The sequence below is a fragment of the Cupriavidus sp. FW306-1B-F12B genome (assembly GCF_058781795.1).
The window spans coordinates 1-18,822 of sequence record NZ_JBYSXC010000006.1; the positions used below are offsets into that span (position 1 = coordinate 1).

The following is an 18,822-nucleotide window of genomic DNA, read 5'->3' on the forward strand; positions in this document are numbered from 1 at the left end:
AAGACACTGCCAGCCAGTCTAGTTGTGTTACCCATGTCCCCGAACAGGTGTTACCTATGTCCCCGGTCTATACACCCATGAGGGGAGAGGGAGAGCACCTTGCTCAGGCTAGCTCGGGCGGCATTGGTGCACCCTTTGCAGGCGCCGGGGAACTCATTTCAGCCGCCGTCCCAGCGTTTCCGGCACCATTGCCAGGCCGATCAGCGATACCAGGCCACAGCCGATCACATACAGCGCGGGCGCATTGGCGTCACCGGTGACCTGGATCAGCCGGGTCGAAAAATACTGCGCAAAGCCGCCGAAGATCGCGATCGCCACGCAATACGCGATCGACAGCCCGGTGGCGCGCAGCCGCTGCGGCAGCACCTCGCTGACCAGCACCATCGAGGCCGGCGCGGTCATCGACATCGGCACCGACAGGCAGCCCACCACCAGCAGCAGGCGCGTCAGCGACGGCTCGGCGTTGATCAGCACGAAGGCCGGGTAGACCATTGCCAGCAGCGCCACGCGCGACCACAGCACCACGGTCTTGCGGCCGATGCGGTCAGCCAGCCAGCCCGCAAACGGCGACAGCACCACCTGCACCAGTGCCGCCACGCACGCGGCCCAGATGCCCAGCGACAGCGGCATCTTCAGCACGCTGACCGCGTAGTTGCTGAGGTAGTACACGACGATATAGGTCGAAGAGGCCAGGCCGATCATCAGCAGGATGCTGGCGATGATCTCGCGGCCATGGCGGCGCAGCAGCGGCCATTGCGCGGCGTGCTCGCCGTGGCGCACGGGCGCGGCGGTTTCTTCCAGCCGGCGGCGGATGATGAGGCCGACGGGAATCACCAGGATGCCGATCAGGAAGGCGAGGCGCCAGCCCCACGCTTCGAGGTCCGCCGGCGCCAGCACGTTGCTCAGCACCAGCCCGGTGATCGCGCCCAGCAGCGCCGCCAGCCCCTGGCTGAACGGCTGCCACGCGGTATAGAAGCCGCGCGTGCGGTCATCGGCGTATTCCAGCAGCAGCGCGGTCGATGCGCCCATTTCGCCGCCGATGGCAAAGCCCTGCACCAGCCGCGCCACCACCACCAGCACCGGCGCGAGGATGCCGATCTGCGCGTACGGCGGCGTCACCACGAAGATCAGCGAGCTCAGCCCCATCAGCCACAAGGTCAGCGCCACCGCCGGCTTGCGCCCGGCGCGGTCGGCGTACATGCCGATCAGCAGGCCGCCCAGCGGGCGCATCAGGAAGCCGACGCCAAAGGTGGCGAACGACATCAGCAGTTGCCCGGTAGGGTTGTCGACCGGGAAGTAGAGCCGGCCGATCAGCGTGGCAAAGAAGCTGTAAACGACGAAATCGTAGAACTCCAGGCCATTGCCGATGGTGATGGCGGCAATGGCGCGCGTGCGTGACAGTTGCGCCTGGGGCGCAGCGACCGCCACGCCGGCGGTGGTGTCGATGGACATGGGTGTCTCCGTAAAACGATAAGGCGCCGGCCGGGGCGCACGCGGCGGCCCGGCGGCAAAACGGCTCTTGCTGGCCGCGGGATCAGTCGCGCGATGCGTGGTTCAGCATCGGCAGGTCCAGGCCCTGCTCGCGCGCGCAGTCGACGGCGATCTCATAGCCGGCGTCGGCATGGCGCATCACGCCGGTGGCGGGGTCGTTGTGCAGCACGCGGGCGATGCGGGCGGCGGCTTCATCGGTGCCGTCGCACACGATCACTACGCCGGAATGCTGCGAGAAGCCCATGCCCACGCCGCCGCCATGGTGCAGCGAAACCCAGGTGGCGCCGCTGGCGGTGTTGAGCAGCGCGTTCAGCAGTGGCCAGTCGGACACGGCGTCGGAGCCGTCCTGCATGGCCTCGGTTTCGCGGTTGGGGCTGGCGACCGAGCCCGAATCCAGGTGGTCGCGCCCGATCACGACCGGCGCCGACAGCTCGCCGCTGCGCACCATCTCGTTGAAGGCCAGGCCCAGCTTGGCGCGCAGGCCCAGACCCACCCAGCAGATCCGCGCCGGCAGGCCCTGGAAGCTGATGCGCTCGCGCGCCATGTCGAGCCAGCGGTGCAGGTGCTCGTCATCGGGGATCAGTTCCTTGACCTTGGCGTCGGTCTTGTAGATGTCCTGCGGGTCGCCCGACAGCGCGGCCCAGCGGAACGGGCCGATGCCGCGGCAGAACAGCGGGCGGATGTACGCGGGCACGAAGCCGGGGAAGTCGAAGGCATTGGCCACGCCTTCTTCCTTGGCCATCTGGCGGATATTGTTGCCGTAGTCGAAGGTCGGCACGCCCATCTGCTGGAACGCCAGCATGGCGCGCACATGCGCGGCCATCGAAGCCTTGGCGGCCTTGACCACTGCCGCCGGCTCGCGCTGCGCGCGCTCGCGGTATTCGTCCCAGCTCCAGCCGGCCGGCAGGTAGCCGTTGAGCGGGTCATGCGCGCTGGTCTGGTCGGTGACCATGTCCGGGCGCACGCCGCGGCGCACCAGTTCGGGCAGCACCTCGGCGGCGTTGGCGCACAACGCGATCGAGATCGCCTTGCCTTGCGAGGTGTAGCGGTCGATGCGGGCCAGTGCGTCGTCCAGATCGGTGGCCTGTTCGTCGACGTAGCGGGTCTTCAGGCGGAAATCGATGCGGCTTTGCTGGCATTCGATGTTGAGCGAACAGGCGCCGGCCAGCGTTGCGGCCAGCGGCTGCGCGCCGCCCATGCCGCCGAGGCCGGCGGTCAGCACCCAGCGCCCCTTCAGGTTGCCGCCGAAGTGCTGGCGGCCGGCCTCGACGAAGGTCTCATAGGTGCCCTGCACGATGCCCTGGCTGCCGATGTAGATCCAGCTGCCGGCGGTCATCTGGCCGTACATGGCCAGGCCCCTGGCGTCGAGTTCGTTGAAGTGTTCCCAGTTGGCCCAGTGCGGCACCAGGTTGGAGTTGGCGATCAGCACGCGTGGCGCGTCGCGATGGGTGCGGAACACGCCCACGGGCTTGCCCGACTGCACCAGCAGGGTCTGGTCGTCTTCCAGGCGGGTCAGCGCTTCCACGATGCGGTCATAGCATTCCCAGTTGCGGGCGGCGCGGCCGATGCCGCCATAGACCACCAGTTCCTTCGGGTTCTCCGCCACCTCAGGGTCGAGGTTGTTCATCAGCATGCGCAGCGGGGCTTCCGTGAGCCAGCTCTTGGCCGTCAGCGTGGTGCCGCGGGGAGCGCGGATTTCGGTGTCGCGGAAACGCGTGGTGGTGGTGGTCTTGGTCACGGGAACTCCTTCGGTCGTGCTGGTCTGGAACGCTCGCTTTTTCGGGCGACGCATAGGGATGTATATTCCTGTATATACAAGTACGTATAAATCGGGGTAATCCCGTAGGGCGGCCTGCACCCGCACAGCGCTTTAATCACAAAATGATGTTGGAGTCCCTTGTGCCCTGGCGGGCGGCCAGTTCCGGGCCTAGGACGTGAACCGGCCTTCCAGGCGATGCAGCGAGCCGGGATGTACCAGCCGCACCGACGTCACGACCCGGCCCGCGGACCAGGTGCGGCGCCGGATCAGCAGGCACGGCTCGCCCCGCTGGATGGCCAGCAGCCCGCACTCTTCCGGCAGTGCCAGCACGGCCTCGACCACGTGCTCGCCTTCGGTCAGCGGTGCGATGCGGGACAGGTACTGGTAGGGGGTTTCGCTGGTGAAGTCCTGCGCCAGGTAGTCCGGTGCCACCGCGGCATTGACATAGCGGTCCTCCAGCTGGATCGCCACGTCGTCCTCATAATGCACGATCACGGAATGGAACACCCGCTCCTCCAGTGCCACCTCCAGTGCCGCGGCCTGTGCCGGGCCGGCGCGTTCCGCCTCCAGGCTAATGACCTGCGCGTGATGCCGGTGCCCGCGTGAAGCAATGTCTTCGGCAATATTGTTGACCGCATACAGCGCGGTCCGCCGCTTGGGTTCGGCGACGAAGGTGCCGACGCCCTGCAGCCGCACCAGCATGCCTTCCGCGGTCAGCTCGCGCAGCGCGCGATGCACGGTCATGCGGCTTACGCCCAGGGACTCGACCAATTCGGTCTCGGACGGCACGCGGTGATGCGGCGGCCAGCTGCCGTCAGCGATCCTGCTGCTGATGTGCTGCTTGACGCGCGCATAGAGCGGCGCCGGCATAGAGTCGGACACGAGCGACAACGGGTTCCCCTTGGGTGCGGCCATGCGGCCAATGCGACAGGCGCCGAATTTATCATGGCCCGGCACCCTGGCTACGATGCCTGCGCGTCACGCTGCCGGCATCCGGCCAGGAACACATCCAGTGCCACCGGCCGGCCGATCACATACCCCTGCGCATAGTCCACCCCGATCGCGCGCAGCGCATCGAGGGTGCGCTCATCCTCCACCCACTCCGCCACCGTGCGCACCCCCAGCCGGTGCCCGATGTCGTTGATCGAGCTGACGATCTCGCGGTCGACCGCGTTGTCGGCCAGTTGCCGGATAAAGCTGCCGTCGATCTTCAGGAAGTCCACCGGGAACTGCTTCAGGTAGGCGAACGAGGACAGGCCCGAGCCAAAGTCGTCCAGCGACACGGTGCAGCCGGCGCGCCGCATCTCTGTCACCAGCCGGTTGGCCGCGGCCATGTTGTTGATCAGCGCGGTTTCCGTGATCTCCAGCCGGATGCGGCTGGCGGGCAGCGCGCTGGCCTCCAGCTCGGCATGCAGGAAGGGCAGCAGGAAGGGCTCGCCGAGCGAGTTGGCGGACAGGTTGATCGATACCGACAGCCCGGGCACGGCGCCCAGGCGTTCGCCGTAGCCGCGCAGCACGTTGCGGATGACCCAGCGGTCGACGTGGCCCATCAGGTCGTAGCGCTCGGCGGCGGGAATGAAGGCACCGGGCATGATCAGATCGCCGTGCTCGTCGACCATGCGCACCAGGATCTCGATATGGCAGTGTTCGGCGCCGTCTTCGTTCTCCTCGGGCTGCAGTGCGCGGATCTCCTGCGCGAACAGGCGGAAGCGGTTGGCTTCAAGCGCCGAATGGATGCCGGCGGCGACTTCCAGCTCGCGGTGGTGGCGGCGCGCGTCGCTCTCGTCGCGGCGGTAGACCGAGACGCGGCTGCGGCCGGCGGCCTTGGCGGCGTAGCAGGCCACGTCGGCGCGGCTCATCAGTTCGCTGACCGGGGGCACGTCCAGGTCGATGGCGGCGATGCCGATGCTGGCGCCCATGTCGTACACGCGTCCTTCCCACGGGAAGCGGCGGCCGCTGATGGCGTCGATCACGCCCTGGCAGACCTGTTCGGCCTGGTCGACGGTGCAGTCCTTGAGCAGCAGCGCGAACTCGTCGCCGCCCAGGCGCGCCAGCACATCGTCGGGGCGCACGTGGTTGCGGATCATGTAGCCCAGTTCGCGCAGCAGCACGTCGCCGGCGCCGTGGCCGGCGGTGTCGTTGACGATCTTGAAGCGGTCCAGGTCGATGAAGCACAGCGCGGCGCGATGGCCGTGCAGCCGCGCCGCGTCGCAGGCCTCGCGCAGGCGCTTCTCGAACCAGGTGCGGTTGGGCAGGCCCGTGAGCGCATCGTGCATGGCCGAACGCGCCAGCTCGCGCTGCAGCGCGCGCGCGGTGGTGATGTCCTGGAACACCAGCACCGCGCCCAGTACCTCGCCGCGCGCGGTCAGCACGGGAGCGGCTGAGTCCTGCACGTCGTGGCGCTCGCCGGTCAGGCTCTGCAGCACGGCGCCGTCCTGCAGGTAGGCCGGCGCGAGCGTGCGCAGGCAGGCTTCGACCGGGCTTGGGATGGGGTCGCCGGTGGCTTCGTCGACGATGCGGAAGACCTGCTCCAGCGGCAGGCCGGTGGCGCCGGCCATGGTCCAGCCGGTCAGCTGTTCGGCGATCGGGTTCATGAAGGTCACGTGCATGGCCGCATCGGTGCAGATCACCGCATCGCCGATCGAGCGCAGCGTGATGTGCAGGCGTTCCTTCTCTTCGAACAGTGCCTCGGTCAGGCTCCGCTGCTCGGTGATGTCCCAGTTGGTGCCGACCAGGGCCTGCGCGGTGCCATCGTCGGTGCGCGTGACCATGGCCATCGCGCGTACGTGGCGCACGTTGCCGCCGGGGCGCGCGATGCGGTATTCGGTATCGAACGGCGCCTCGCCGCGGATGGCCTGGCGCATCTCGCCGCTGACGCGGCTGACGTCGTCCGGATGCAGCATCGCGATCCATTGCTCCACCACTGGCGTGCCGCCCGCGGGGTCGGTGCCGTGCAGCGCGTGCATGCGCGCGTCCCAGGTGACGCCGGCGCTGGTGAAGTCCCACTCCCAGATGCCCACGCCGCCGGCTTCGGCCGCCAGCTGGATGCGGCGCGACAGCCGTTCCAGCTCTTGCTGCGCCAGCTTGCGCGCGTGGATGTCTTCCACCTGGGTGATGAAGTGCTGCGGCTCGCCGGTCTGTTCGTCGCGCACCAGCGACACCGCCAACAGAACCCAGCGGTAATGGCCGTCCTTATGGCGGTAGCGCTTTTCCAGGCGGTAGGACTCGATCTTCCCGGACAGCAGGTTGTCGACCTGGAGCAGGCCGCCGCTCAGGTCGTCGGGGTGGGTCAGTTGCTGGTAGCTCAGCTCGCGCAGCTCGGCCGCGCTGTAGCCCAGCAACTCGGTCATGGCACGGTTCACCGTCTGCCAGCGGCCGTCCATGTCGACCAGCGCCATGCCGATGGCCGAGTGCTCCATGGCCTGGCGAAAACGCTTGTCGCTGCTGCGCAGGCTGGCGCGGCCGTGCCGGTTCTGCTCGGTCAGGTAGGCAATGCAGACCGGCAACACCATGATCACCGCCGCCGACAACGGCACTGCTTGATGGCGGTGCGCGAGCAGCATCAGCGCCTGCAGGCAAAGCGTGGCCACCAGCGTCAGCAGCGCGGTCGCAAACGGATTGCCGGCCAGCGCCACCAGCACCAGCGGCAGCGACATCGCGGCAAACGGGTCGTGGCCCTGCCACTGCGCAAAGGCACCGATGGCCAGGCACAGCGCCAGCGCGCCCGCCTGCGGCGCCAGCACCGGCCGCGCGACGGCGGCGCGCACGCGCACCGCCGTCATCGACAACATCATCGGCAGCAACAGCGCCATGCCGAGCGCGTCGGCCTGCCACCAGGTCCACCAGACCGAGGCGAAGCTGGTGCCATGGGTCGTGGCGATGGCCATGGCCCCGGCGGTGGCCCCCAGTGCCGGCGCCAGGATGCCGCCCACCGCCAGCATCACCGCGAAGGCGGCCAGCGGACCGTGGCGCCCCAGGACGGCATGCCGGTCCAGCAGGCGCAGCAGCCCGAGCGCGAACAGCATCTCGGCCAGGTTGGCGCCGGTCAGCATCAGCGCGGTGGCGACGCTGTCGCCGGCCGCATAGTTGGCCAGCACGCTGGCGCCCAGCATGCCGGCCAGCAGCCACGGCCCCTCCGCGCGCGGCCGGTGCAGCAGCAGGCCCAGCCCGAAGGCGTTGGGCAGCCACACCGCCGCCACGGTACCGGGCAGCCGCGCCAGCCACAGCGCAGCCGCCGCCAGCACGAAATAGCCGGCGCCGGCCAGCAGCAAGGGCAGCCAGCGGCGCTGCGCGGCAGGATGGTCGTTGGCGGCCTGGTGGCTCGGCGGGGCCGTGTCGGGCGTCATGGACGAGAACGATGCAAAAAGGCGGTGCGTCTGGGTGGGAGGAGGCGGCTTGCCCGGCGCGCCCGGGCGGCACGGCCCCGGATGCGGGGACGGAATGCCGCCCAGCGTAGGGGCAATGTAGCGAGGATAAGGACGCGGCCATTGGCAGGACAGGGGGCAGGTTGGGGGCTATCTTGCCACTGGTGCTGGGGGCGATTTTTTGGTAGGGACCGTCAGGCATGCGGGTAAGCCAGTTCATAACCTCACGGGTAATCGCGCCGCGGCCCCGCCGCGCCCATCATGCAGCCATGGCCTGACCTCAGGCCGCTATACGGATTCCCAACCAAGACCAGGAGTACGCCATGTCTGCCGCCATCCAAGCCCAAGTCACTGCCGATCCCGCCACCCTTGCCGACCGCTACCTCGCCGCCTGGAACGAGACCGATGCCGCGCGCCGGCGCGAGCTGATCGCGCTGGCGTGGACCGAATCGGCAAGCTATGTCGATCCGCTGATGCGCGGGGACGGCCATGGTGGCATCGACGCGATGATCGCCGCGGTGCAGGCGAAGTTCCCCGGGTTCCGCTTTACCCGCGTGAGCCCGGTCGATGCGCACGGCGAGCATCTGCGCTTTACGTGGGAACTGGCCCCGGCGGGAGAGCCGGCGCTGGTGGTCGGCACCGACTTCGCCACGATTTCCGCCGATGGCCGGCTCGCGCGCATGACCGGCTTCATCGACCGGGCCCCGGCCGGGCTGGCCTGACCGCGGCGCGCGCCGCCGCTATGTGGCCTGCCCCACCGACAGCCCCCCGCCCACTCGCGGCAAGCTGCTGCATCCAGTGCGGCGGACAGGGGAAGGCAAATGGCGCGATTTCTGCGGGTGGCGGCGTGGGGGCTGGCCGGCACGGCTGTCGCCGTGGCCGTGGCGGCCTATGCCGCGGCATGGGTCGGCGAGCGCAAGGCGGCGCGCATTGTCGAGGTCAAGGTTTCACCCGTCGCCATCCGTGAAGACGCCGCCGGCATCGCCCTCGGCAAGTACCTGTTTGAATCGCGCGGCTGCATGGAATGCCACGGTGCCGGCGGCGGCGGCAAGCAGGTGATCGACGACCCCGGCGGCCTGCGCGTGCGCGCGCCGGACCTGACGCGCGCCAATCCGGACATTGCCGCCTACCAGCCGGTTGACTGGGTACGGAGCATCCGCCATGGCGTGGCGCCCTCGCACCGGCCGCTGCTGATCATGCCCAGCGAGGACTACAACCGCCTGAGCGACGAGGACCTGGGCGCGCTGGTGGGCTACCTGCGCAGCCTGCCGCCGGCGATGGGGGCGCCCGCGGAAATCCGCATGCCATGGCTGGTGCGGGCGCTGTACGGCGTGGGCATCGTGCAGGACGCGGCCGCCAAGATCGACCACAGCTTGCCGGTGCAGCCTGCAATGGTGCCGGCGTCCACGGCCAGGTACGGCGGCTACGTCGCCAATGCCTGCCTGGGATGTCACGGGCCGGACTTCCGCGGCGGCAAGATCCCGGGCGCGCCGCCCGACTGGCCGCCCGCGGCGGACCTGCGCCCAGTGCCGGGCGGTGCCATGTCGCGCTACGGCCAGGCTTCGGCCTTTATCGCGATGATGCGCAGCGGCAAGCGGCCCGATGGCACCGAAGTGAGCCGCGTGATGCCGTTCGATTCGTTCGGACGCATGAACGATACCGACCTGACCGCGCTCTATCTGTTCCTGGCCGGCATGCCGCAGCGCTGAGCGCGCGCGTCAGCGCCGCGCCAGCCGCCGGCCGGCGGCGATGCCGGGCAGCTCCACCCAGCGGTGCAGCAGCAGCGCCAGCGCCAGCGCCAGGCCGGCATCGATGACAAAGCGCAGCAGCTGCAGCGCGGTCTGGCCGGGCGCCAGTTCGGGCATCAGGCGCTTGACGCCCTCGATCACGGTGGGGTGCGTCAGATACAGCGCATACGACAGCTCGCCCAGCCAGACCAGTGCGCGCGGTACGCGCAGCACGCCGGCGTGCTCGGCCGCCACGGCGCCGGCCAGCAGCGCCGCCGCGGGCAGCCCGCGTCCGGCCAGGCTGAAATCGGGCCCGACCAGCGGCAGCGACAGCGCGAACGCGGCGCAACCGGTTGCCAGCATGCCCACGGCGATGGCCGGCGTCAGCAGGTGGCGCCAGCGCGCATAGGCCCATGCCAGTCCGCAGCCCAGCAGGAATTCCAGCACCAGCGGATTGCTGGCCATGGCCAGCCACGGCGTGGCGAACGGGTAGCCCTGCGCCGGATCGGCCGCCAGCGCGCCGAAGCGCCACCACGGCAGCACCAGCGTGGTCAACGCGAAGACCCCCAGCACCACCAGCAGCGCGCGCCGCCCGGCCAGCAGCAGGCCGAGCGCGAAGGCGGCGTAGAACGCCAGCTCATAGTTGAGCGACCAGCCCACGTACAGCGCCGGGTAGCCATAGTACGGCGCGTGGTCGGTTGCAGTCGGCAGGAAGGCCAGCGACGCCGCGAATACCGCCGGCGTGACCGGATTGAGCAGCAGCGCATGGATGGCCGACATGATCCAGTACGGCGGCGCCAGCCGGCAGCAGCGCCGGATCATGAAGCTGAGCGGGCGCTCAGGCTGGGGCCGGGCCAGCACCGCGACCCAGGCGATGATGAAGCCGCTGATGACAAAGAAGACGTCCACGCCGACATGGCCGCGCTTGATCACGTTGTCGGTCAGCCAGTTGAGCGCCGGCGCATCGGCGCCGCCCAGCGCCAGGCCGGAGTGGTAGACCACCACGAACGCGGCGGCCAGCCCGCGCAGGGCCTGGATGCTGTCGAGCCGCGCCACTGACGGGGACTGGGCCGCCGGCACGCGCGTGGCAGCGGTGGCGCGCGGGACCGGTGCCGCGGAGGCGCCGGAATAAGTGTGTTCTGGAATAGTCGATGGCACTGTTGCGGCGACAGAAATCGGAAAGCGAAGGGATTCATGAGGGACAGCCGCCACATGCCCAAAGTTCGTGCAAAACGGCTTCGGGGGCAGGGTAGTGCGCACGGTGTCCGGCAAGGTGACCGAAATTGCACTATCCTCATTTGTCCTTTGCGCCAGGCTGCGGCGCATGGGCAGTGCCCGCGCGCCGCACCGCGCCCGGCGGGGCACTGGAAAGAACCAGCGGGCAACGTACCCAAGGAGTGTCCCCCCATGACCACCCTCAATATCAACGTCAACGGCAAGACCCGTGAAGTCGACGTGGACCCGTCCACGCCGCTGCTGTGGGCGCTGCGTGACAACCTTGAAATGACCGGCACCAAGTTCGGCTGCGGCATGGCCGCATGCGGTGCCTGCACCGTGCACGTCAACGGCCAGGCTACGCGCAGCTGCGTGACGCCGGTATCCGCCGCTGCCGGCGCGCGCATCACCACCATCGAAGGCATCGGCACTGACAAGGTCGGGCGCGCCGTGATGGACGCCTGGCTCAAGCACGACGTGGCGCAATGCGGCTACTGCCAGAACGGCCAGGTGATGAGCGCCATCGGCCTGCTGCGCACCAAGCCGCGGCCCACCGACGCCGACATCGACCAGGCCATGGCCGGCAACCTGTGCCGCTGCGGCACGTACCAGCGCATCCGCGCGGCGATCAAAGACGCCGCCCGTGCGCTGGCCTGAGCGGGAGGAAACCAATATGCGTATCCGAGGCATCGAAGCCCTGGCAGGCGGCCAGGCCGGCAATAGCGGCGAAGCGCGCCCGAACACCGGCGTGGCCACGCTGGACCGCCGCAGTTTCCTGAAGCTGACCGGCCTCGCCGGCAGCGGCCTGGCGCTGGGCGTGGCCCCGCTGGCGCAGGCACAGGAGGGCGCCAAGCCCAAGGCGCCGCCGCCGGCGCCGCAGGCATTCCTGATCATCGCGCCGGACAACACCGTGACCGTGGCCGTGAACCGGCTCGAATTCGGCCAGGGCGTGCACACCGCATTGCCGATGGCGCTGGCCGAAGAGCTGGACGCCGACTGGCGCAACGTGCGCGCCACGCTGGCGCCGGCCGGCGATCCGTACAAGGACCCTGGCTTCGGCATGCAGATGACCGGCGGCTCCACCGCGCTGAACCACTCGTTCCAGCAGTACCGCGAACTGGGCGCGCGCGCCCGCGCGATGCTGGTGGCGGCGGCCGCGCAGCAATGGAAGGTCGATCCGGCCAGCTGCAAGGTGGAGCAGGGCGTGGTCACGTCCGGCAGCCACCGGGCCACCTTCGGCGAACTGGCGCCGGCGGCGATGGAGCTGCCCGTGCCGCAGCGGGTTACGCTGAAAGACCCGTCGCAGTTCCGCATCGTCGGCAAGCCCACGCCGCGGCTGGATGCGCGCGGCAAGATGGACGCGACCACGCCGTTCGGCATCGACACGCACCTGAAAGGCATGGGGGTGGCCGTGGTGGCGCGCCCGCCGCGCTTTGGCGGCAAGGTCAAGAGCTTCAGCGCCGACAAGGCGCGCGCGGTGCAGGGCGTGCGCGGCGTGCTGCAGGTGCCGGTTGACCGCGGCGGCAGCGGCGTGGCCGTGATTGCCAGCGGCTACTGGCCGGCCAAGATGGGCCGCGACGCGCTCGACATCCAGTGGGAAGACGCGGGCTCGAAGGTGTCGTCGCAGGCGCTCTTCGATGAATACGCAAAGCTGGCCGGCCAGCCCGGCATGGTGGCGCGCGCGGGGAGCGGGGATATCGGCTCGGCCATCAACGGTGCCGCGCGCAAGATCGAGGCCGACTTCCGCTTCCCGTACCTGGCGCACGCGCCGATGGAGCCGCTGAACTGCACGCTGCAGCCGGAAGTGGCCGGCGGCAAGGTGCAGTCGGTCAAGGTCTGGGTGGGCTCGCAGTTCCAGACCGTCGACCAGGCCGCGGTGGCGCGCACGCTGGGGCTGACGCCGGACAAGGTGGTGCTCAACACCATGATGGCCGGCGGCGGCTTCGGCCGGCGCGCGGTGCCGACCTCGGACTACATCGTCGAGGCGGCCAACGTGCTCAAGGCCTGGGTGGCCGCCGGCCACACCGAGCCGCTCAAGGTGGTGTGGAGCCGCGAGGACGATATCCGCGGCGGCTACTACCGCCCGCTGCACCTGCACCGCGCCCGCATCGGGCTGGACGCGCAGGGCAAGGTGGTGGGCTGGCAGCACACCATCGTCGGCCAGTCGATCCTGAAGGGCACGCCGTTCGAGCCCTTCATGGTCAAGAACGGCGTCGACGCCACCATGACCGAGGGCATCGTCGAGAACGACTACGACCTGCCGCTGCAGATGTCGGTGCACCACCCGCAGGTGGACGTGCCGGTGCTGTGGTGGCGCTCGGTGGGCAACACCCACACCGCCTTCGTCAAGGAAACGCTGGCCGACGAGATGGCCGCCGCCGCGAAGCAGGACCCGGTGGCATTCCGCCTGGCCCGGCTCGACGAGAAGAAGCACGCGCGCCACCGCGCCGCGCTGCAGCTCGCCGTGGACAAGTCCGGCTATGGCAAGCGCAAGCTGCCCAAGGGCCATGCCTGGGGCGTGGCCGTGCACGAGTCGTTCAACACCGTGGTGGCGTATGTGGTCGACGTTTCGGTGGTGAAGGGCGAGCCGCGCGTGCATCGCGTCACCGCCGGCGTGCATGCCAACCGCGTGGTCAACCCGATGTCCGCCGAGGCCCAGATCCAGGGCTCCTGCGTGTTCGGGCTGGCCATGACCAGGCCGGGGTTTGCCATCGAGATCGAGAACGGCGCCGTGAAGAACAGCAACTTCGCGGACTATCCGCCGCCGCGCATCACCGATGCGCCGGTGGTGGACGTGTTCTTCGTGCCCTCGCAGGAGAACCCCACCGGCCTGGGCGAGCCGGGCGTGCCGCCAATCGCGCCGGCGGTGGCCAATGCGCTGTTCACGCTGACCGGCAAGCGCCAACGCCAACTGCCCTTCGTGATGGCTTGATGGTGTGATGGCAGCCAGCCGCCGAAGGGGAGGTGCAGCCGCACCGCGCATCCCCCGAATGCGGCTGGCGTTCGCTGTCCGCTGCGCAGTTTGTTGTAATCGCACCAGTGTTTGCAGGGCCGTGGCTCCACCCTATTGCGTTTGCGCGGCGAGCCGCGTAGAACGGGGAAAACTGCGCGGGAAAAACCGCGCGGAAGAAAACTGCGCCAGCACCGCCCGGCCGCCGCCTGTCGCGGACCGGAGGCGTGCCCGGAGACCGAGGTGTGACCATGGAGACCCAGGAAAGTACGCTGACCCTTGCGCTGATGACCGAGCCCGCGCGGATCCGGATCTGCCGTGCGCTGCTGGATGCCGGCGAGGCGGGCCTGCCGGCCACTGACCTGGCGCAGGTTGCACGGCTGAGCCTGGCGCGCGCCGGCCATGTGTTCCTGGAGCTGGTGCAGGCCGATGTGCTGGCGCTGTCGATCCAGGAGCGCCGCGTTTGCTATGTGCTGAAGGCGCGCCGCGCCGTGACCGAGGCGCTGGGCTATATCGACGCCAGCGGACTGGCCGACTGATCCATGCGGCGTGGCCGCCGCTACTTCCGGACTTCCTTCAGTGCCCGCTCACGCGCGGCCTCCCGGTCCTGCGTGAGCCGGTAGGCTGCGTAGTACTTGTAGATGTTGCGCACATAGGTGGTGGTTTCGATGCCGATCTTCTCGGCCACCACGATCTCGACATTGTTGAACCACTTGTCGGGGTCCAGCCCGCGCGCCGCAGCCTCCTTGCGCATCTTGGCGATATTGCCGGGCCCGGCGTTGTAGCTGGCAAAGGCGAACAACGGCCGGTTGGATTCCGAGAAATGCGCGTCAGGGAAGTACTTCGTCATCAGCCGGTCCATGTACTTGGCGCCAGCGTGGATGTTGGACTCGACCATCTGGATATTGCCTACGTTCAGTTCCTTGCCGGTGGCGGGCATGATCTGCATGATGCCGACGGCGCCCACGCGGCTGCGCGCCTGCTGGTTGAGCTGTGACTCCTGGAAGCCCTGTGCCGCCAGCATCAGCGGGTCGAAGCCATAGTCCTTGCCGTACTTTTCGAAGAAGGCAACGGTCTGCTGGAAGCGCTTGTATTCGGCGTCCTCGGTATTGTTCCTGATCTGCTTGATCCGGCGCATGGATTGCTTGAGCAGGTATTCCGCCACGCCCTGCTTCTTGACGTAGTTGACATAGAAGTCGTCGATCACCTGCCGCAACTGCGGGCTGTCCTTACGGAAGGCCCAGCCGACATAGCCGCCTTCGCGCACCGCCAGGTCCTGGCGCACCTTGATGTCAGGCAGGATCTGCACCCACATTGCGGCCTTCCAGTCGTCGACCACGACGATCTCCAGCAGGCCCGCATTCACCATCTCGAGCACGTCTTCGTCTTCAAGCGCGTCGGGCAGCAGCACCAGCTGCATTGGCGCCTTGCCGGACTGGCGCAGGCGGTTGTTCAGTGCAGTCAGGCTTTCGTAGTAGCTGCTCGCGCGGCGCACGTGCACGGTCTTGCCCGCCAGGTCGTCCAGGCTTTTCAGCGCCGGCGACTTCGGGCCGGTCACGATCAGCTCGCGCACTGGCTTGCGGTCACGCGGTGCGGCAAAGTCGACCAGCTTCAGCCGTGCCTCGGTCTCGGTCAGGTTGCCTGCGGCGATATCGCCCAGGCCCGCCGCCAGGTCGGGCAGCAGCCGGTCGCGCGTGGTGGGGATGATGAGGACAGTGAGCGGGCGCTTGCCAAGTCGATTGGCGTAGGTCTTGTTCAGGTAGCGCTCGAATTCCCGCACCAGTTCTGCGGTAATTCCGCGCTCGTGGCCTTTGTCGCTGAAGTAGAGGGTGCGGCTGTAAGGCACCAGCACGCGGATGACGCGACTGTTGACCATCACGTCGAAGTCGCCCTTGCGCGGCTTGTTGGCCAGGTTGAGGCCGCGCGGCCTAGAATCGGCCTTGCCGGTTGCGGCTTTCGCCGTGGGGGCAGCAACAGGCGCGGACGCCGGCGCCGGCTTCTGCTGCGCTACGGCAAACGTGCTGCACAGGCTGAGCGCGCCCACCAGGCCGGACAGGAGAAGGCCTGCGAACCAGTGGCGTGGGTGGGCAGCGGGCATGGCGCGGATGGCAAGCCGGGCAGAAAGGCGCGCGACTTGCTCGTATCGAGTCTAGGCGCGATCCCGCCGCTTGCAAGCCGCCAGGGTCCGGGTGCTGCCGAAGGACAAACGGGAGGGGTATGTCCGGCAAAAAGAAGGTGGCCGGTTGATCCCGGCCACCCGTCGTGCAAAGGCCGGCGCTATTGCTTTGGTGCGGCCATTTCCTGCTTGGCCGTTGCATCTGCTGCCTTGTTCTCTACCTTGCGCTCCTGCTTGGCAGCGCCGACTTCTTCCTTGTACTCACCCTTGGCTGCCTTCTTCTTGGCCTTGTACTCGGCGGCGGCCTTCTGGCGTGCCTCGCGGCGTTCCACCAGCGGGTCCTTCGGCGGTTCGACCTGGGTCATGCCCGGCGGCACGCCCTGGCTGCCTGCCGGCGTGGCAGAGGTTGCTGGCATCGCCGGGGTCGCCGGGGTCGCGGGCATGCCCTGGGCAGCAGGGGTTGCCGGCGTGGCCGGGGTGGCCGGAGTGGCGGGGGTGGCGCTTATCTGGGCAATCGCAGCAGCGCAGCTGAGGCCAGCCAGGCCTGCGGCAATCACGCTGGCGATTCGGGTAAGGCGAGCGGGCTGTTTCGTATCCATGGAATACCTCCAGAGTCGCTGTCTGAGGCGCCGGCAACGGAAGCGCTCGGCGCGGCGTACGCCGTACATCCGGCCAAGACGGGCGCGCGGCGACAAGCCCAGTCTAGGCAGCGGCACCACGTTGCGCTGTCAGGCACACGCCCGAATGGGTGCCGGGATTATTCCTACAGGCGGGTCGTTGCCGGCCGGGAGCCCATGCCGCGCAAGGCATCGACAGCCCCTCGGGAAAACCCGCATCACCCCCGCGTCTTGAAATGCCCCTACCCCGTCCCTATAATTAGCACTCGTCAGGGGTGAGTGCTAACAGCCTCCTGCGACACCTGAACATTTCTGACGGCCGTCGCCTCGGTAGCCGGCCGATTTGTGATCAAAAACTCACTTTGTATCTAGGAGTCCGTATGAATCTGCGTCCTTTGCACGACCGCGTGATCGTGAAGCGTCTGGACAACGAAACCAAGACCGCGTCCGGTATCGTGATTCCCGACAACGCTGCCGAGAAGCCCGATCAAGGCGAAGTGCTGGCAATCGGTCCTGGCAAGAAGGATGACAAGGGCAACAACATCGCCCTCGACGTCAAGGTCGGTGACCGCGTGCTGTTCGGCAAGTACGCCGGCCAGGCCGTGAAGGTGGAAGGCCAGGAACTGCTGGTCATGCGCGAAGAAGACATCATGGCCGTGGTGAACAAGTAATTCACCAACTGACCGCCACCCCGTACAGATTTCAGGAGATTCAAGAATGGCAGCTAAAGACGTAGTGTTCGGCGACGCCGCACGTGCCAAGATGGTCGAAGGCGTGAACATCCTCGCCAACGCAGTCAAGGTGACCCTGGGCCCGAAGGGCCGCAACGTGGTGCTGGAGCGCAGCTTCGGCGGCCCGACCGTGACCAAGGACGGCGTGTCCGTGGCCAAGGAAATCGAGCTGAAGGACAAGCTGCAGAACATGGGCGCCCAGATGGTCAAGGAAGTGGCTTCCAAGACCAGCGACAACGCCGGTGACGGTACCACCACCGCAACCGTGCTGGCCCAGTCGATCGTGCGCGAAGGCATGAAGTTCGTTGCCGCCGGCATGAACCCGATGGACCTGAAGCGCGGCATCGACAAGGCTGTTGCCGCCGCCGTGGAAGAGCTGAAGAAGGTCAGCAAGCCCACCACCACCAGCAAGGAAATCGCCCAGGTTGGCGCGATCTCGGCCAACAGCGACACCTCCATCGGTGAGCGCATCGCCGAAGCCATGGACAAGGTCGGCAAGGAAGGCGTGATCACGGTTGAAGACGGCAAGTCGCTGGCCGACGAGCTGGAAGTCGTGGAAGGCATGCAGTTCGACCGCGGCTACCTGTCGCCGTACTTCATCAACAACCCGGAAAAGCAGGTTGTCCAGCTGGACAGCCCGTTCGTGCTGCTGTTCGACAAGAAGATCAGCAACATCCGCGACCTGCTGCCGGTGCTGGAGCAAGTGGCCAAGGCCGGCCGCCCGCTGCTGATCGTCGCTGAAGACGTCGAGGGCGAAGCCCTGGCGACCCTGGTGGTCAACAACATCCGTGGCATCCTGAAGACCGCCGCCGTCAAGGCCCCGGGCTTCGGCGACCGCCGCAAGGCCATGCTGGAAGACATCGCCATCCTGACCGGCGGCACCGTCATCGCTGAAGAAATCGGCCTGACGCTGGAAAAGGCTGGCCTGAACGACCTGGGCCAGGCCAAGCGCATCGAGATCGGCAAGGAAAACACCATCATCATCGACGGCGCCGGCGACGCAGCTGCGATCGAAGGCCGCGTCAAGCAAATCCGCGCCCAGATCGAAGAAGCGACCTCGGACTACGACCGTGAGAAGCTGCAAGAGCGCGTGGCCAAGCTGGCCGGCGGTGTTGCCGTGATCAAGGTTGGCGCTGCCACCGAAGTCGAAATGAAGGAAAAGAAGGCCCGCGTGGAAGACGCCCTGCACGCCACCCGCGCTGCGGTGGAAGAAGGCATCGTCCCCGGCGGTGGTGTGGCCCTGCTGCGTGCCCGCGCTGCGATCTCGGCACTGACCGGCGAAAACGCCGACCAGAACGCCGGTATCAAGATCGTGCTGCGCGCCATGGAAGAGCCGCTGCGCCAGATCGTGCTGAACGCCGGTGAAGAAGCTTCGGTGGTCGTTGCCAAGGTTATCGAAGGCAAGGGCAACTACGGCTACAACGCCGCTTCGGGCGAGTACGGCGACCTGGTGGAAATGGGCGTGCTGGACCCGACCAAGGTCACCCGCACCGCACTGCAGAACGCCGCTTCGGTGGCTTCGCTGATGCTGACCACCGACTGCGCAGTTGCCGAATCGCCGAAGGAAGAGTCGGCTCCGGCAATGCCGGGCGGCATGGGCGGCATGGGCGGCATGGAAGGCATGATGTAATTCATCGCCGACCGACTGCCCTCAAGGGCAGGCTGTCTTGGAAAACCCCCGCGGGCGCGAGCCCGCGGGGGTTTTTCTTTGGGGCGCGGCAGCAGGCTCTCGCTGGGGCGGCCAGGTCAGATCTCGACCACGCAGCACCAGTCGAAGCTGGTGCGGGTATGGCCGTGGATCGACTAGTCCACAACCAGCAAGGAAACCGCTCGCGAGAGCGCTTGCTTTGGT

The 18,822-nt window shown here is 68.0% G+C and carries 14 protein-coding genes; 7 read left to right on the forward strand and 7 right to left on the reverse strand.

Annotated features, from left to right (window positions below; genetic code table 11):
* Positions 1 to 153: 153 nt before the first annotated feature.
* The 4 genes from AC3WLE_RS11960 to AC3WLE_RS11975 all read right to left on the reverse strand — a co-directional run bounded on the left by AC3WLE_RS11960 (position 154) and on the right by AC3WLE_RS11975 (position 7,596).
* Positions 154 to 1,452: an MFS transporter gene (locus AC3WLE_RS11960; protein ID WP_492317540.1), complete on the reverse strand. Its 1,299-nt coding sequence runs from the start codon at positions 1,450 to 1,452 to the stop codon at positions 154 to 156.
* A gap of 82 nt (positions 1,453 to 1,534) precedes the next feature.
* Positions 1,535 to 3,229 carry a urocanate hydratase gene (hutU, locus tag AC3WLE_RS11965; protein ID WP_492357135.1) on the reverse strand — a complete coding sequence of 565 codons (1,695 nt, stop codon included), beginning with the start codon at positions 3,227 to 3,229 and terminating at the stop codon, positions 1,535 to 1,537.
* Between the two features lie 189 nt (positions 3,230 to 3,418).
* The gene (gene hutC / locus AC3WLE_RS11970; protein WP_492317538.1) at positions 3,419 to 4,165 is read right to left on the reverse strand and encodes a histidine utilization transcriptional repressor HutC; all 747 of its coding nucleotides are present in this window, start codon (positions 4,163 to 4,165) and stop codon (positions 3,419 to 3,421) included.
* Positions 4,166 to 4,212: 47 nt separating this feature from the next.
* The gene (locus AC3WLE_RS11975; protein ID WP_492357136.1) at positions 4,213 to 7,596 is read right to left on the reverse strand and encodes a diguanylate cyclase; all 3,384 of its coding nucleotides are present in this window, start codon (positions 7,594 to 7,596) and stop codon (positions 4,213 to 4,215) included.
* A gap of 341 nt (positions 7,597 to 7,937) precedes the next feature.
* On the opposite strand from AC3WLE_RS11975, the gene AC3WLE_RS11980 reads away from it, so the two are divergent.
* Both AC3WLE_RS11980 and AC3WLE_RS11985 read left to right on the forward strand, forming a co-directional pair.
* Positions 7,938 to 8,336, forward strand: coding sequence for a nuclear transport factor 2 family protein (locus tag AC3WLE_RS11980; RefSeq protein WP_492317536.1), 399 nt, complete (start codon positions 7,938 to 7,940; stop codon positions 8,334 to 8,336).
* Positions 8,337 to 8,435: 99 nt separating this feature from the next.
* Entirely contained in the window at positions 8,436 to 9,323 is an 888-nt protein-coding gene (locus AC3WLE_RS11985; RefSeq protein WP_492317535.1) for a c-type cytochrome, read from the forward strand.
* 9 nt (positions 9,324 to 9,332) lie between these two features.
* On the opposite strand, the gene AC3WLE_RS11990 is transcribed toward AC3WLE_RS11985, so the two are convergent.
* Positions 9,333 to 10,421 carry an acyltransferase family protein gene (locus AC3WLE_RS11990; protein ID WP_492317687.1) on the reverse strand — a complete coding sequence of 363 codons (1,089 nt, stop codon included), beginning with the start codon at positions 10,419 to 10,421 and terminating at the stop codon, positions 9,333 to 9,335.
* 327 nt (positions 10,422 to 10,748) lie between these two features.
* Here AC3WLE_RS11990 and AC3WLE_RS11995 point away from each other — a divergent pair, with 327 nt between their 5' ends.
* The 3 genes from AC3WLE_RS11995 (at position 10,749) to AC3WLE_RS12005 (ending at position 14,045) form a co-directional block, all read left to right on the forward strand.
* Positions 10,749 to 11,213, forward strand: coding sequence for a (2Fe-2S)-binding protein (locus tag AC3WLE_RS11995; RefSeq protein ID WP_010813052.1), 465 nt, complete (start codon positions 10,749 to 10,751; stop codon positions 11,211 to 11,213).
* A 16-nt stretch (positions 11,214 to 11,229) separates the two neighbouring features.
* A complete protein-coding gene (locus AC3WLE_RS12000; RefSeq protein ID WP_492357137.1) occupies positions 11,230 to 13,488 on the forward strand; it encodes a xanthine dehydrogenase family protein molybdopterin-binding subunit in 2,259 nt (752 codons plus the stop codon).
* A gap of 269 nt (positions 13,489 to 13,757) precedes the next feature.
* Positions 13,758 to 14,045: a helix-turn-helix domain-containing protein gene (locus AC3WLE_RS12005; RefSeq protein WP_340527535.1), complete on the forward strand. Its 288-nt coding sequence runs from the start codon at positions 13,758 to 13,760 to the stop codon at positions 14,043 to 14,045.
* Positions 14,046 to 14,065: 20 nt separating this feature from the next.
* Here AC3WLE_RS12005 and AC3WLE_RS12010 read toward each other — a convergent pair whose 3' ends face one another.
* Positions 14,066 to 15,604, reverse strand: a complete 1,539-nt coding sequence (locus tag AC3WLE_RS12010) for an MltF family protein (protein ID WP_492317533.1) — start codon at positions 15,602 to 15,604, stop codon at positions 14,066 to 14,068.
* A 179-nt stretch (positions 15,605 to 15,783) separates the two neighbouring features.
* Complete coding sequence (locus AC3WLE_RS12015) at positions 15,784 to 16,221, reverse strand: hypothetical protein (protein WP_492357138.1); 438 nt, start codon at positions 16,219 to 16,221, stop codon at positions 15,784 to 15,786.
* Positions 16,222 to 16,619: 398 nt separating this feature from the next.
* Here AC3WLE_RS12015 and groES point away from each other — a divergent pair, with 398 nt between their 5' ends.
* Positions 16,620 to 16,910: a co-chaperone GroES gene (gene groES / locus AC3WLE_RS12020; protein WP_010813047.1), complete on the forward strand. Its 291-nt coding sequence runs from the start codon at positions 16,620 to 16,622 to the stop codon at positions 16,908 to 16,910.
* Between the two features lie 46 nt (positions 16,911 to 16,956).
* The gene (gene groL / locus AC3WLE_RS12025) at positions 16,957 to 18,600 is read left to right on the forward strand and encodes a chaperonin GroEL (RefSeq protein ID WP_492317531.1); all 1,644 of its coding nucleotides are present in this window, start codon (positions 16,957 to 16,959) and stop codon (positions 18,598 to 18,600) included.
* The last annotated feature ends 222 nt before the right edge of the window (positions 18,601 to 18,822 follow it).